This is a genomic window from Streptomyces sioyaensis (assembly GCF_004122735.1).
Classification (GTDB): domain Bacteria; phylum Actinomycetota; class Actinomycetes; order Streptomycetales; family Streptomycetaceae; genus Streptomyces; species Streptomyces sioyaensis.
The window spans coordinates 26,544-41,083 of sequence record NZ_SDIF01000033.1 but is presented as its reverse complement, the minus strand read 5'-3'; the positions used below and the strand labels follow the sequence as shown (position 1 = coordinate 41,083).

Below are 14,540 nucleotides of genomic sequence, written 5' to 3'. Positions count from 1 at the left end.
GCCCACGCGGCCGGCGTCCCCGTGAGGTACGGGCACGCCGCCGACCGCATGCACCCCCGTCCCACGGATTCCACGGAGCAGGATCAGTCATGAGCAACCGCAACAACCAGGCCAACAAGCAGGCAGCCCGCGAGCGGCTGCGCGCCGAGCGTGCACGGCAGGCGAAGAAGGAGAAGATCCGCCGGCAGCTGATCGTCGGCGGCGCGATCGTCGGCGTGCTGGCGATAGCCGGCGGCATCGGCGTGGCGTTCGCCACCATGGGCGGCGACTCCGGCAGCAGCGTCGCGAGCGGCGACGAGTGGGGGAAGGCGGAGAAGGCCAAGCTGGTCAAGCCCGCCAACAGCAGCGGCGCCAACGGCACCACGGTCGTCATCGGCAAGCCCGACGCCAAGAACACCCTGAACCTCTTCGAGGACCCGCGCTGCCCCGGCTGCGCCAACTTCGAGCAGAAGGTCGGGGAAACCGTCGAGAAGGACATCAAGGACGGCAAGTACAAGGCCTCCTACCACCTGGGCACGTTCCTCGACGCCAATCTCAGGGGCACCGGCTCCAAGAACGCGCTGAGCGCACTGGGCGCGGCCCTGAACGTCAGCCCGGACGCCTTCCTGAAGTACAAGTTCGCGCTGTACTCGAAGCAGTACCACCCCGACGAGACCGGTCCGGACAAGTTCGCCGACGACAACTACCTGCTCAAGGTCGCCGACACCATCCCGGCCCTGAAGGGTAACGCCGCCTTCCGGAAGAACGTCACGTCCGGCACGTACAACCGCTGGGCGATGGAGATGTCCAAGGCCTTCAACTCGGACAAGGACGTCACCAGCACCCCGACGATCAAGCTCAATGACACGGTGCTGGGCACGGACAGCCCGCAGGGCAAGGTGGCACCGTCCAGCGTGCCCGCCTTCAACTCCATGGTCGACAAGGCGCTGAAGCACTGACGCAGGCGGCGGCCCGGCGCTGAGCCGGGCCGCCTCCCACCCCCGGCCGGCGTGCGCCCCGCACGCCGGCCGATGCCAAATCTTGACCCGGTCCCCGGCCGTGCACATGGCAGACTCCCGCCCATGCAGGCGACGGGAGTGCGCCCCGGGGCCCGGCCGGCGGCCGTGCCGGGGCATCAACTCAGGGCGGTGCGGGCGGCGCTGTTCACGGCGCTGTGCGTCACCCTGTCCGCGGCCTCTCATGTGCTGCTCTCCCGCGCCCCGTTGCCGCCCGTGCCGGTCCTCGCGATCGCCGCCGCCGTCTTCGCCGCGGCCTATCTGTCGGCCGGCCGGGAGCGTGGCTACGGCGCGTTCGCCGCCCTGCTGGTGCCGCTGGAGCTGGCCGCCGACACCGTCTTCACCGCCGGCCAGCACACGTGTTACGGCCGGGCCGGCGGCCCGCTCGCCGGCCCGCTGCACTCGGTCGGCGTCGATCTGCTGTGCCGGGGCGGCGAGTTGGGCACCCCGCTGGCACGGGTCGCCTCCCCTCCGGGCGCGGCGCTGCCGCCGGCCGTCCCCGCGGCCGCGCCCTGGCTGCTGCTCGCCGTCCACGTCACGGCCGGCCTGCTCGCCGCCGCCTGGCTGCACCGCGGCGATGCCGCCCTGGACGCGCTGCTGCGCGCCGCCGCGGCCGGCGCGTTCCGTCCGCTGCTGACCGCGGCCGCGGTGGCCACCGCGGCCGGTGCCCCGCTCCGGCGGCGGATCCGCCCGCCGCATCCGCTGCCGCCGGCCTACCCGCTCCCCCTCCTCGGGCACTGCGTACGGCGCCGCGGCCCGCCCTCCCGGGCCGCCGCCTGACGAGTCCGTACGAGTCTTCACACCCTTGAGGGGACCCCCCATGAGCAACCGCAACAGCCAGGCCGGCAAGGCCGCGGCCCGTGAACGCATCCGGGCCGAACGCGAGCGCCAGAAGAAGAAGGAGCGGCTGCGCCGCCAACTCACCGCGGTCGGCGTGGTGGTCGGCGTGCTGGCCGTGGCCGGCGGCGTCGGCTACGCCGTGCTGAAGGCCAACGAGCCGACGGGCTGGGAGGCCGCCAAGGAGGCCAAGCTCGTCACGCCCGCCCACACCCAGGGCAAGAACGGCACCGAGATCCTGATAGGCGACAAGAACGCCAAGCAGACCCTGGAGATCTTCGAGGACGTCCGCTGTCCGGCGTGCGCGGCCTTCGAGCAGAGCAGCGGCAAGGCCCTGATCAAGGACATCGAGGACGGCCGCTTCCGGGCCCGCTACACGATGTACACCTTCATCGACGACGCCCAGGGCGGCGGCCAGGGCTCGAAGAACGCGCTGAGCGCGCTCGGCGCGGCGCTGAACGTCAGCCCGGAGGCCTTCTTGAAGTACAAGTCGGCGCTGTACTCCGTCAAGTACCACCCCGATGAGCGCGAGGACGTCTACGCCAAGGACTCCGAGCTGCTCAAGGTCGCCGCCGACGTACCGGAGCTGCGGCACAACAAGGCGTTCGAGACGGCCGTCACGAAGGGCACCTACGACCGCTGGGCGATGGAGATGACCGCGCTGTTCGGCCGCAAGGGCGTCAAGGGCACGCCCACCTTCATGCACGGCGACAAGAAGCTGGTGATGGACCAGATCCCGCAGCGGCAGATGACGCAGGCGCAGTACAACCAGCTCGCCCAGGCCAACTTCAACAAGATGATCGACCGGGAGTTCGGCCCGGCGAAGGGCACCGCGGGCGGCGGTGCGGGCAAGGGCGGCAGCACGGGCGAAGGTGGCGCGAAGGGTATCCGCGAGGGCGAAAAGGATCCCACGGGCGGCCGCTGAACGGCTTTCGGACAACGGGCGGGCGAATTCCGGGAATCCCGGAAATCGCCCTCCCGGCGCGGCTTACCGGCCAGTAAGGTGAGCGGCCGTGACCGATCATGACCAGATCTCGCGCCGCACAGCCGTTACGGCCGTAGCCGCCACCGCAGCCCTCCTGCCGTTCGCCGGCGCCGCCACGGCGCACGCCCAAGAGGCCCCGGGCCAGGGCGGGTTCTTCCAGCACGGCGTCGCCTCCGGGGACCCGCTCCCCGACGGCATCCTGCTGTGGACCCGCCTCACGCCGACCGCGGAGGCCACCCCCGGCTCCGGCCGGGGGCCGGCCACCAAGGTGAGCTGGGAGGTGGCGAGCGACCAGGACTTCGCGTCCGTCGTCGCCCGGGGGAGCCTCACCACCTCGGCGGCCGCCGACCACACCGTCAAGGCGGACGTCCGCGGCCTGCGCCCGGCCACCCACTACTACTACCGCTTCACCGCCGGCGGAGGGCACTCCCCCGTCGGCCGCACCCGCACCGCGCCCGCCGAGGGCACCTCGGCGGGCAACGTCCGCTTCGGCGTGGTCTCCTGCGCCAACTGGGAGTCCGGCTACTTCTCCCCCTACCGCCACCTGGCCGCCCGCACCGACCTGGACGCGGTGCTGCACCTCGGCGACTACCTCTACGAGTACAAGTCCGGCGAATACCCGGAGTTCGAGTACGTCGTCCGCCCGCACTCCCCCGCCCACGAGCTGCTCACCCTCGCCGACTACCGCATCCGGCACGGCGTGCACAAGACCGACCCGGACGCGCTGGCCATGCACGCCACGCACCCGGTCATCGCCATCTGGGACGACCACGAATTCGCCGACAACGCCTGGAAGGGCGGCGCGGTGAACCACACCCCGGGCACCGAGGGCGACTGGTCCACGCGGATGGCCGCGGCGAAGCAGGCGTACTTCGAGTGGATGCCGGTGCGGCCCTCGATCGCCGGCACCACCTACCGCAGGCTGCGCTTCGGCACCCTCGCCGATCTGCATCTGCTGGATCTGCGCTCGTTCCGCGACCAGCAGGCCAAGCCGGGCAGCGGCGCGGTCGACGACCCCAGCCGGACGATCACCGGGCGGGCCCAACTGGACTGGCTCAAGCAGGGGCTGGCGCGCTCGGACAGCGCCTGGCGGCTGGTCGGCACCTCGGTGATGATCTCGCAGGTCGCGTTCGGGTCCATACCCGCGAAGCTGCTCGGCCCGCTCGCCGAGATACTCGGGGTGCCCAAGGAGGGCCTGGCGATCAACACCGACCAGTGGGACGGCTACACCGACGACCGGCACGAGCTGCTGACCCACCTCAGCGACCGCGGGATCGACAACACCGTCTTCCTGACCGGCGACATCCACATGGCCTGGGCCAACGACGTGCCGATCCAGGCGGCGACGTACCCGGCGACCAGGCCGGTGGCGACGGAGTTCGTGGTCACCTCCGTGACCTCCGACAACCTGGACGACTTCCTGCACGTCGCGCCGCACACGCTCTCCCTGGCCGGGGTCGCCGCCATCCGGGCCGCCAACCGCCATGTGAAGTGGCTCGACATGGACTCGCACGGCTACGGGGTCCTGGACGTCACCGCCGAGCGGACGCAGATGGACTACTTCGGCATCTCCGACAAGACCGATCCCCAGGCCACCAGCACGCTGCTGCGCTCGTACCGCACCCGGTCCGGCACCCAGCAGGTGGAGCGGACGGACCAGCCGGTGGGTTGAACCGCGCCCCGCCCACCGGCACACCGGCCGCCCGGCTCACAGCCCGGCGAGGAAGCCCTCCGCCACCTTCCAGGTGCGCTCCGCCGCCTCCGCGTCGTAGTCGGGCAGGTCGGGATCGGTGAAGAGATGGCCGGCGCCGGCGTAGCGGTACACCTCTACGTCCGCGCCGGCCCGGCGCATCTGCAGGTACCAGGCGTTCAGCCAGTCGTGCGGCTCGTACGGGTCGGGGTCGGCGACGTGCAGCTGCACCGGCAGATCGTCGGCGACGGTGTCCTCCGCGATGTCCGAGGTGCCGTGGAGCAGCAGGAGACCGCGGGTCTTCTCGTCCCCCAGCGCGAGGGTCTGGGCGACCGAGCCGCCGAAGGAGAAGCCGGCGTAGACCAGTCCGCGGTCGGAGTACGGTGCCACGGCCGTGATGGCCCGCTTGAGCAGCTCCTCCTTGCCGATCTCGTCCTTGATCAGAATGCCGTCCGGGACCGACTCCGCGGTCCGGCCGTCGAACAGATCGGGGACGATCACCTCGTGTCCCGCGGCGCGCAGCCGGTCGGCCGCGGCGTGCACCGCGGGGCGTAGCCCGCACACCGAATGAAAGAGCACAATCGTCGAAAGCCCGCTGGTCGGGGACTCGGCGGAGGCCGGCACTGACATCACTTCCCTGGGTTGGACCGATCTCCGACCATCGTGCCAGTTACCGTCGCAGTCACCGGGTACCAGCACACCACAGCACCCCGCACCCCACGGAGGAGGAGTCCCGTGCCACTGGAGGACGTACTGCGTCCGGTCGTCGTCATCGGCGGCTCGGTCCTGCTCACACTCATCCTGGTCTGGCTCGCCGACCGGGCACTGCGCCGGATCGATGCCGCGCACCCCGAGACCCCCCTGTGGGGACTGCTGCGGCGCTGCCGGATACCACTGCAAGTGGCGCTGGGCGCGGCGCTGTTGCTCGGCTCGTACCACGCGACCGAGGTCAAGCTCATCGACGTCCATGAGCAGGGCATCGGCCAGGCGCTGACCCTGGTGCTGATAGCGGCCACCGCCTGGCTGGTGGTCCGGGCCGCGGCGGCCATCGTCGAGTCGTCGTACTCGCGCTACGCGGCCGGCGCCCGGGACGCGGCGCGGGTGCGCCGGGTGCGGACCCAGGTGACGCTGATCCAGCGGGTGGTCACGGCCGTGGTGATAGTCGTCGCGGCCGCCTCGATGCTGCTGACGTTCCCGGCGATGCGAGCGGTGGGCACGTCCATGCTGGCGTCCGCCGGGCTGGTGGGCATCGTCGCCGGTATCGCCGCCCAGTCCACCCTCGGCAATCTCTTCGCCGGGCTGCAGATCGCCTTCGGCGACATGGTGCGGATAGGGGACACGGTCGTCGTGGACGGCGAGTGGGGCACCGTCGAGGAGATCACCCTGACCTTTCTGACCGTCCGGACCTGGGACGAGCGGCGGATCACCATGCCGGTGTCGTACTTCACCGGCAAGCCGTTCGAGAACTGGTCGCGCGGCGGTGCGCAGATGACCGGCACGGTCCTGCTCCACCTCGATCACAGCGCGCCGGTGGAGAAGATGCGGCAGCGGCTGCTGGAGATCCTCCAGGAGTGCCCGGAGTGGGACGGCCGGTCCTGGAGCCTGGTGGTGACCGACACCACACCGTCCACGATCGTGGTCCGGGCCCTGGTCACCGCCCGGGACGCGGACACCATATGGACGGTGCGCTGTGTGGTCCGCGAGCGGCTGCTGGAGTGGCTGCAGGCCGAGCACTCCTACGCGCTGCCGCGGATCACCACCGCACCGGCGCAGCCGGAGCTGCCGCAGGCCCGCCGAGGTGACCAGGCCGGCGCGGACGCCGGCGCCGAGCCGCCGCAGGGCTGAAGCGCGGGCCGGGCCCGTACGGCCGTCGGGTGCCGGCCGTCCCGCGACGGCGTCAGGGCGTACCCCGCAGGCTGCGCACGTCCAGATGCCGCAGCACCCGGTCGACGACCTCCGGGTCCGCGCCCGGTTCGCTGCGGGCCGCCAGCACCTCGTGCCGGGCGGCGGAGAGCATCTCGCCCTGGATGCGCTGCACCTTCTTCATCCGGGCGATGCGCTTCTCGAAGAGCTCGCGCCGCTCGTCGTCGACGATCTCCGGCGCGATCCGGGCGCCGATGTCGTGCGCCCGGCGGGCCAGCTGCTCGCTGATCTCGTCGGGCAGCTCCTCGACCTCCAGGATCTCCTTCAGCCGGCGCTTGGACGCCTTGATCACCCGCAGCGCCAGCTCCCGCTCCAGCGCGTCGACCGCGTCGGTGTCGGCCCGCACCCGCAGCCGGCGCACCAGCCAGGGCAGCGTGAGGCCCTGGATGATCAGGGTGGAGAGCACCACCGCGAAGGCGATGAAGAGGATGTCGTCGCGGGCCGGGAAGTCGTTGCCGCCGTCGATGGCGTACGGAATGGCCAGCGCCAGCGCCACCGAGGCCACCCCGCGCATCCCCGCCCACCACATGATGAGCGTCTCCCGCCAGCTCATCGGGATGTCCTCGTCGTAGTCGCGGCGCTTGTGCATCCGCTTGGCCAGCCAGGCGGCGGGCAGCAGCCACAGCAGCCGGACGCCGACGACCACCCCGACGACGGCGGCGCCGGCGCCGAGCAGCTGGCCCCAGCGGTGCGAGGCGGCCCCGAAGATGTTGTGCAGCTCCAGGCCGATCAGCCCGAAGGCGACACCGGTGACGAGGGTGTCGACGACCTCCCAGAAGGTGTAGCCCGCCAGCCGGCCCCGCACGTCGTCCGCGTCGACCGCGTGCTCGGCGAGGAAGAGCGCGCAGGTCAGCACCGCCAGCACGCCCGATCCCTGGAACTCCTCGGCCAGCACGTAGGAGACGAACGGCACCAGCAGCGTCAGCCCGATCTGCAGCGTCGGGTCATCGAGCAGCCCCATCAGCTTGTTGGTGAGCCAGCCGAGCGCCAGCCCGACCGCTATGGCGACCACCGCGGACAGCACCAGCGAGCCGAGCGCGGCGGGCAGCGAGAAGGTGCCGCTGACCGCGGCGGCGAGCGCGACGTGGTAGAGCACGATGGCGGTGACGTCGTTGAACAGCCCCTCGCCCTCCAGGATGGAGACCATCCGGCGGGGCAGCCCCAGCTTGCCGGCGACGGCGGTCGCGGCGACCGGGTCGGGCGGTGCGACCAGCGCACCGAGCACCACCGCGGCGGCCACCGGCAGACCGGGCACCACCGCCTGGGCGACGGCGGCGACCGCGGCGGTGGTGGCGAAGACCAGCGCCACGGCCAGCAGGAAGATCGGCCGGAGGTTGGCGGTGAACTGCCGCCAGGAGGTGCGCTGCACGGCCGCGTAGAGCAGCGGCGGCAGCACCACCGGCAGGATGAATTCGGGCGGCACCTCGACGTTGGGCACGAACGGCAGCAGCGCCAGCACGGCACCGGCCAGCGTCATCAGTACCGGTGACGGGAGCCCCAGCCGGTCGCCGACCGGAACCATGACCACGGCTCCGAGCAGAAGGACGAACATCAGAGCCAGCTGGTCCACGGTGGCTACGCTCCGGGGTGGTCGGATTCGATCACTTTCGCCCCAGCCTGCCATGGCCCTGACCAGGACCCGCCGTGCGGTGCCCGTTGTGGGTCGGTTTGCCGCTGTGTGTCAGTGTGCCGCCGCGCCCTGGCGGCGTCAGCTGCTCTCGTCCCGCACGGTGTCCAGGGCACGCTGCAGATCGTCCGGGTACGTGCTCTCGAACTCCACCCAGCGGCCGTCGGAGGGGTGCTCGAAGCCCAGCCGGACCGCGTGCAGCCACTGCCGGCCGACGCTCAGCCGCTTGGCGAGGGTCGGGTCCGCGCCATAGGTCAGGTCGCCGACGCAGGGGTGACGGTGGGCGGCCATGTGCACCCGGATCTGGTGGGTGCGGCCGGTCTCCAGCTTGATGTCGAGCAGGCTGGCCGCGCGGAACGCCTCGATCAGGTCGTAGTGCGTGACCGACGGCTTGCCCTCGGCGGTGACCGCCCACTTGTAGTCGTGCTGCGGATGCCGGCCGATGGGGGCGTCGATGGTGCCGCTCATCGGGTCCGGGTGGCCCTGGACCAGGGCGTGGTAGCGCTTGTCGACCGTGCGCTCGCGGAACTGCTGCTTGAGCAGGGTGTAGGCGCGCTCGGACTTGGCGACCACCATCAGGCCCGAGGTGCCGACGTCGAGACGGTGCACGATGCCCTGGCGCTCGGCGGCACCGGAGGTCGAGATGCGGTAGCCGGCCGCGGCCAGTCCGCCGATGACGGTCGTGCCGGTCCAGCCGGGGCTGGGGTGGGCGGCCACTCCGACCGGCTTGACGATCACGACGATGTCGTCGTCGTCATGCACGATCTCCATGCCCTCGACGGGCTCGGCGACGATCTCGACGGGCGGCGCGGCCTGCGGCATCTCGACTTCCAGCCAGGCGCCGCCGTGCACCCGCTCCGACTTCATCACCTCGGAGCCGTCGACCCGGACCTTCCCGGAGGCCGCGAGTTCGGCCGCCTTCGTACGGGAGAAGCCGAACATCCGGGCCAGCGCGGCGTCGACGCGCTCGCCCTCCAGGCCGTCCGGTACGGGCAGGGTGCGGATCTCGGGAATGGTGCTCACCCCACGAGTATGGCAGTTACGCCATGGTGTCCCGCCCGCGGTGGGGGGCGGCCGGCCCGCGGGACACCGTCCCCCGCCGTGCCCGTCAGTCGTTGTGGACGGTCCCGTCGGGATCGAGGCCCCGGAAGGAGAGGATCACGATCAGGATGCCGCCGCAGACGATCGCGGAGTCGGCGAGGTTGAAGACCGCGAAGTGCGCGGGGGCGATGAAGTCGACGACCGCCCCCTCGAAGACGCCCGGCGTCCGGAAGATCCGGTCGGTGAGGTTGCCGAACGCGCCGCCGAGCAGCAGCCCGAGCGCGATCGCCCAGGGCAGGCTGTAGAGCTTGCGGGCGATCCGGGCGATCACCACGATCACGGCGGCCGCGATGAAGGTGAGGAAGATCGTCAGGGCCTCGCCCATACCGAAGGCGGCCCCGCGGTTACGGATCACCGTGAACTGCAGCAGCGTCCCGATGACCTCGATGGGCGCGTGGTGCTCCAGCTTCGCGACGACGAGGAGCTTGCTGCTCAGGTCGAGCAGGTAGACCAGCAGCGCGACCAGCAGCAGGGCGAGGATCCGCCGCTTGCCGCGGCCGGCGTCCGGCCCGGACTGCTCCGGCCCGTCCCCTTCGGCCCCCGTCGTGGGATCCGCTCCGGTACCCGGCTCGGGTTCCGGCGTGCCGGTGATGCGTTCCGCCTCTGCCACGTGTGAGTCCCTCAGCCCGTCGTGTCCACGGCCGGGCCCCGCCCGGCTGAACCACGAGAGTACGGCACGCCTCCACGGACGCGGGCGGTCCGGGTGCCGCCCCGCGACGACCTCCGGCCGCCTCAGCGGCGCTCCTGCTTCTGCTTGCACTCCACGCACAGCGTCGCGCGCGGGAAGGCCTGCATCCGCGCCTTGCCGATGGCGTTGCCGCAGTTCTCGCACAGCCCGTAGGTGCCCGCGTCCAGCCGGCCGAGGGCCCGTTCGGTCTGGTGGAGCATCTCGCGGGCGTTGGAGGCGAGCGCCAGCTCGTGTTCGCGGGTGATGTTCTTGGTGCCGGTGTCGGCCTCGTCGTCGCCCGCGCCGTCGCCGTCACGCATCAGCCCGGCGATGGCGTTCTCGGCCGAGACGATCTCCAGCCGCAGCCGCGCCGCCTCGTCCATCAGCTCGGTCCGGGCCGCGGCGACCTCGTCCGGCGTCCAGGGCTTCTCACCGGGCCGTACGGCGAGCTCGCCGGGCGCCGCGGCCACTTTGACCGTCGGTGCCGCGGAGTTCTTGCCGGCTCTCCCGGCCGTTGCGGCCGCAGTCTTCTTCGCCACCACCGTTTTGGCTCCCGTCTTCTTAGCGGGCACCGCGGCCGTCTTGGCCGGAGCCTTCTTCGCGGTCTTCTTCGCGGTCTTCTTGGCCGCTGCCTTCTTCGCCGGCGTCGTCGCCGCCTTCTTCGCGGCGGTCTTCTTCGCTGCCGTCTTCGCCGGCGCGGCCGTCTTGGCCGTGGTCTTCGCCGGGCGGGCCGCGCCGTCCGCCGTCTTCTTCGCCGCCGTCTTCTTGGCCGCCGTCTTCTTGGCCGCCGTCTTCTTGGCCGCGGCCTTCTTCGGCGCGGTCTTCTTCGCTGCAGGCTGCTTCGCGACGGCCTCGTCGGCAGGCGTCGTGCTCTTCTCCGCGGCGGTCTTTTTCGCCACCATGGCCGCGACCCCTTCACATATGTGACTTTGTTCGCGAATCGTGACGGGAACGATAAATCGCCACGCGTCACGCGGCAACGGGACGCACCGCCCCTCAGGCCTGCCCACCGGCCCGGACGTCCGGTCTGTCTCGGTTGTGCCCCGCCGTCCGCCCGGTAATCCGCCGGGCGGGCCGGCACCCGACTGCTCGCCATTCGGGTCACGGCGCGGGGCCGGCACGCCTCCGTGCTGCGCCGGTGCCCGGCCCGCACGCACCCCGCCGGAAAACCGGTCGGCCGCGGTCGGCGCGGCCCCGTACACTGTGGGGGTGCCCCCTGCTCGAGCGGAGTCGAGAGCTTGGGGGACCAGCGAGAGGCATTGACGGGACGAGTAGCGCCGTACGCAGCCAGCAGCGACCCGGGGACGGTGGAAGCCCGGGGGCGTGCACGACGTGAAGATCACCCCGGAGCCGCCGGAAGAAAGCCCGCGGAGGATCCGCAGGCGAGTAGAACCGGCAGCGCGACCCCAATGAGGGGGCGGTGCGACGGCACCGCCAAGGAGGGTGGTACCGCGGGAGCCCAGGCTCTCGTCCCTCCGGACGGAGAACGCAGCAGGTGTCCGCCGGAGGAAGCCCCCGATGAGTCCGCAGCCCCAGTACCGCCAGGTACCCGCCCAGGTAGACCTCCCCGCCCTTGAGCACGCCGTGCTCGAGTTCTGGCAGGAGCAGAAGGTCTTCGCCCGTACCCTCCAGCAGTCCGAGGGGCGGCCCGAGTGGGTCTTCTACGAGGGCCCCCCGACCGCCAACGGCATGCCCGGCGCGCACCACATCGAGGCCCGCGTCTTCAAGGACGTCTTCCCCCGGTTCCGCACGATGCAGGGCTACCACGTCGACCGCAAGGCCGGCTGGGACTGCCACGGCCTCCCGGTCGAGCTGGCCGTGGAGAAGGAGCTGGGCTTCAGCGGCAAGAAGGACATCGAGGCGTACGGCATCGCCGAGTTCAACGCCAAGTGCCGCGAGTCGGTGACCCGCCACACCGACGCCTTCGCCGAGCTCACGACCCGTATGGGCTACTGGACCGACCTGGATGCCCCGTACCGCACGATGGACCCCGACTACATCGAGTCGGTGTGGTGGTCGCTGAAGGAGATCTTCTCCAAGGGCCTGCTGGTCCAGGACCACCGTGTCGCCCCCTGGTGCCCGCGCTGCGGCACCGGCCTGTCGGACCACGAGCTCGCGCAGGGCTACGAGACGGTCGTCGACCCCTCGGTCTTCGTCCGCCTCCCGCTGACCTCCGGTCCGCTGGCCGGCCGGGCCAAGCTCCTCATCTGGACGACCACCCCCTGGACCCTGGTCTCCAACACCGCCGTCGCCGCCCACCCCGACGTCACCTATGTCGTGGCCACCGACGGCAGCGAGCAGCTGGTCGTCGCCGAGCCGCTGCTGGAGAAGGCGCTCGGCGAGGGCTGGAGCGCCACCGGCGAGTCGTTCACCGGCCGCGAGATGGAGCGCTGGTCCTACGAGCGCCCCTTCGACCTCGTCGAGCTGGAGGGCGCCAACATCGTCGTCAACGCCGAGTACGTCACCACCGACGACGGCACCGGCCTCGTCCACCAGGCCCCGGCCTTCGGTGAGGACGACCTCAAGACCTGCCGGGCGTACGGCCTGCCGGTGATCAACCCGGTCCGCCCGGACGGCACCTTCGAGGAGCGGCTGGACCTGATCGGCGGTCAGTTCTTCAAGAAGGCCGACGAGGCGCTGGTCGCCGACCTCGGCGCCCGCGGTCTGCTCTTCCGGCACCTCGCCTACGAGCACAGCTACCCGCACTGCTGGCGCTGCCACACCGCACTGCTCTACTACGCGCAGCCGTCGTGGTACATCCGCACGACCGCCGTCAAGGACGCCCTGCTGCGGGAGAACGAGAACACCAACTGGTTCCCGGAGTCGGTCAAGCACGGCCGCTTCGGCGACTGGCTGAACAACAACATCGACTGGGCGCTGTCCCGCAACCGCTACTGGGGCACCCCGCTGCCCATCTGGCGCTGCGAGGAGAACCACCTCACCTGCGTCGGCTCGCTGGCCGAGCTGACCGAGCTGACCGGCACCGACCAGTCGGACCTGGACCCGCACCGCCCGTTCATCGACGAGATCACCTTCGCCTGCCCGACCTGCCAGGGCACCGCGACCCGCGTCCCGGAGGTCATCGACGCCTGGTACGACTCGGGCTCGATGCCGTTCGCGCAGTGGGGCTACCCGTACCGCAACAAGGAGCAGTTCGAGAAGCGCTACCCGGCGCAGTTCATCTGCGAGGCCATCGACCAGACCCGCGGCTGGTTCTACACCCTGATGGCCGTCGGCACCCTCGTCTTCGACAAGTCGAGTTACGAGAACGTCGTCTGCCTGGGCCACATCCTGGCCGAGGACGGCCGGAAGATGTCCAAGCACCTGGGCAACATCCTCCAGCCGATCCCGCTCATGGACCAGCACGGCGCCGACGCGGTCCGCTGGTTCATGGCCGCCGGCGGCTCCCCCTGGGCCGCCCGCCGGGTGGGCCACTCCACCATCCAGGAAGTCGTCCGCAAGACGCTGCTGACGTACTGGAACACCGTCGCCTTCCAGGCCCTGTACGCCCGTACCTCGAACTGGGCGCCGTCCGCCGCCGACCCGGCCCCCGCCGACCGCCCGCTGCTGGACCGCTGGCTGCTCGGCGAGCTGAACAATCTGGTCGAGCAGGTCACCGAGTCCCTGGAGGGCTTCGACACCCAGCGGGCCGGCAAGCTGCTCTCCTCCTTCGTCGACGACCTCTCCAACTGGTACGTCCGCCGCTCCCGCCGCCGCTTCTGGCAGGGCGACGCGGCCGCGCTGCGCACCCTCCACGAGGTCATCGAGACCGTCACCCGTCTCATGGCGCCCCTCACCCCGTTCCTCACCGAGCGGGTCTGGCAGGACCTGGTCGTCCCGGTGACCCCGGACGCCCCGGATTCGGTACACCTCGCCGGCTGGCCGGTCGCCGACAAGGCCGCCATCGACCCGACGCTGTCCGCCCAGATGCTGCTGGTCCGCCGGCTGGTCGAACTGGGCCGCGCCACCCGCGCCGAGTCCGGCGTCAAGACCCGCCAGCCGCTGTCCCGCGCGCTGGTCGCGGCCCACGGCTTCGCGGCCCTGCCCGAGGACCTGCGCACACAGATCACCGAGGAGCTCAACGTCAGCTCGCTGGCCTCCCTCTCCGAGGTCGGGGGCTCCCTCGTCGACACCACCGCCAAGGCGAACTTCCGTGCCCTCGGCAAGCGGTTCGGCAAGGGCGTGCAGGCGGTCGCCAAGGCCGTCGCCGCCGCGGACGCCGCGGCTCTCTCGCTCGCCCTGCGCGAGGGCACGGCGAGCGTCGAGGTCGACGGCGAGACCGTCTCCCTCGCGCCCGACGAGGTGATCATCACCGAAACCCCGCGCGAGGGCTGGTCGGTGGCCTCCGACGCGGGGGCGACGGTCGCCCTCGATCTGGAGATCACTCCCGAGCTGCGCCGGGCGGGCCTGGCCCGGGACGCGATCCGGCTGATCCAGGAGGCGCGTAAGAACAGCGGTCTGGACGTCGCCGACCGGATCGCGCTGCGCTGGCAGTCCACCGACGAAGAGGTGCGCACGGCACTGGCCGACCACACCGGCCTGATCTCCGACGAGGTGCTCGCCACGGAGTTCGTGAACGAGCAGCACACCGCCGACGAGGCGGACGGTGCCTACGGCCCCGAGTTCACCGACGAGGCCCTGGCCCTCACCTTCCGCCTCCGCAAGGCGTAACCCGCGGCACCGCCCGCACGAAGCCCCCCGGCGCCGCTCGCGCC

The 14,540-nt window shown here is 71.4% G+C and carries 11 protein-coding genes; 6 read left to right on the top strand and 5 right to left on the bottom strand.

From position 1 onward, the window contains the following. Window positions 1–89 precede the first annotated feature (89 nt). The 4 genes from EST54_RS14415 to EST54_RS14400 all read left to right on the top strand — a co-directional run bounded on the left by EST54_RS14415 (window position 90) and on the right by EST54_RS14400 (window position 4,489). The gene (locus tag EST54_RS14415) at window positions 90–938 is read left to right on the top strand and encodes a thioredoxin domain-containing protein (RefSeq protein WP_129248011.1); all 849 of its coding nucleotides are present in this window, start codon (window positions 90–92) and stop codon (window positions 936–938) included. Between the two features lie 123 nt (window positions 939–1,061). After that, entirely contained in the window at window positions 1,062–1,775 is a 714-nt protein-coding gene (locus EST54_RS14410; protein WP_129248010.1) for a hypothetical protein, read from the top strand. 40 nt (window positions 1,776–1,815) lie between these two features. Then, the gene (locus EST54_RS14405; RefSeq protein WP_129248009.1) at window positions 1,816–2,757 is read left to right on the top strand and encodes a thioredoxin domain-containing protein; all 942 of its coding nucleotides are present in this window, start codon (window positions 1,816–1,818) and stop codon (window positions 2,755–2,757) included. Between the two features lie 88 nt (window positions 2,758–2,845). Next, window positions 2,846–4,489 carry an alkaline phosphatase D family protein gene (locus tag EST54_RS14400; RefSeq protein ID WP_129248008.1) on the top strand — a complete coding sequence of 548 codons (1,644 nt, stop codon included), beginning with the start codon at window positions 2,846–2,848 and terminating at the stop codon, window positions 4,487–4,489. A gap of 36 nt (window positions 4,490–4,525) precedes the next feature. On the opposite strand, the gene EST54_RS14395 is transcribed toward EST54_RS14400, so the two are convergent. Then, window positions 4,526–5,137, bottom strand: a complete 612-nt coding sequence (locus tag EST54_RS14395) for a dienelactone hydrolase family protein (protein WP_174857437.1) — start codon at window positions 5,135–5,137, stop codon at window positions 4,526–4,528. Window positions 5,138–5,248: 111 nt separating this feature from the next. Here EST54_RS14395 and EST54_RS14390 point away from each other — a divergent pair, with 111 nt between their 5' ends. After that, window positions 5,249–6,352 (top strand): mechanosensitive ion channel family protein, encoded by a 1,104-nt coding sequence (locus tag EST54_RS14390; protein WP_129248040.1) that lies wholly within the window; start codon window positions 5,249–5,251, stop codon window positions 6,350–6,352. 52 nt (window positions 6,353–6,404) lie between these two features. Here EST54_RS14390 and EST54_RS14385 read toward each other — a convergent pair whose 3' ends face one another. The 4 genes from EST54_RS14385 to EST54_RS14370 form a co-directional block, all read right to left on the bottom strand. After that, entirely contained in the window at window positions 6,405–8,000 is a 1,596-nt protein-coding gene (locus EST54_RS14385; RefSeq protein ID WP_129248007.1) for a Na+/H+ antiporter, read from the bottom strand. A gap of 138 nt (window positions 8,001–8,138) precedes the next feature. Then, a complete protein-coding gene (locus EST54_RS14380; protein WP_129248006.1) occupies window positions 8,139–9,080 on the bottom strand; it encodes an RluA family pseudouridine synthase in 942 nt (313 codons plus the stop codon). Window positions 9,081–9,165: 85 nt separating this feature from the next. Next, window positions 9,166–9,768, bottom strand: a complete 603-nt coding sequence (gene lspA / locus EST54_RS14375; protein ID WP_129248005.1) for a signal peptidase II — start codon at window positions 9,766–9,768, stop codon at window positions 9,166–9,168. A 122-nt stretch (window positions 9,769–9,890) separates the two neighbouring features. After that, window positions 9,891–10,727, bottom strand: coding sequence for a TraR/DksA family transcriptional regulator (locus tag EST54_RS14370; protein WP_129248004.1), 837 nt, complete (start codon window positions 10,725–10,727; stop codon window positions 9,891–9,893). A 616-nt stretch (window positions 10,728–11,343) separates the two neighbouring features. Here EST54_RS14370 and ileS point away from each other — a divergent pair. Further along, complete coding sequence (ileS, locus tag EST54_RS14365) at window positions 11,344–14,496, top strand: isoleucine--tRNA ligase (protein WP_129248003.1); 3,153 nt, start codon at window positions 11,344–11,346, stop codon at window positions 14,494–14,496. Window positions 14,497–14,540: the final 44 nt, after the last annotated feature.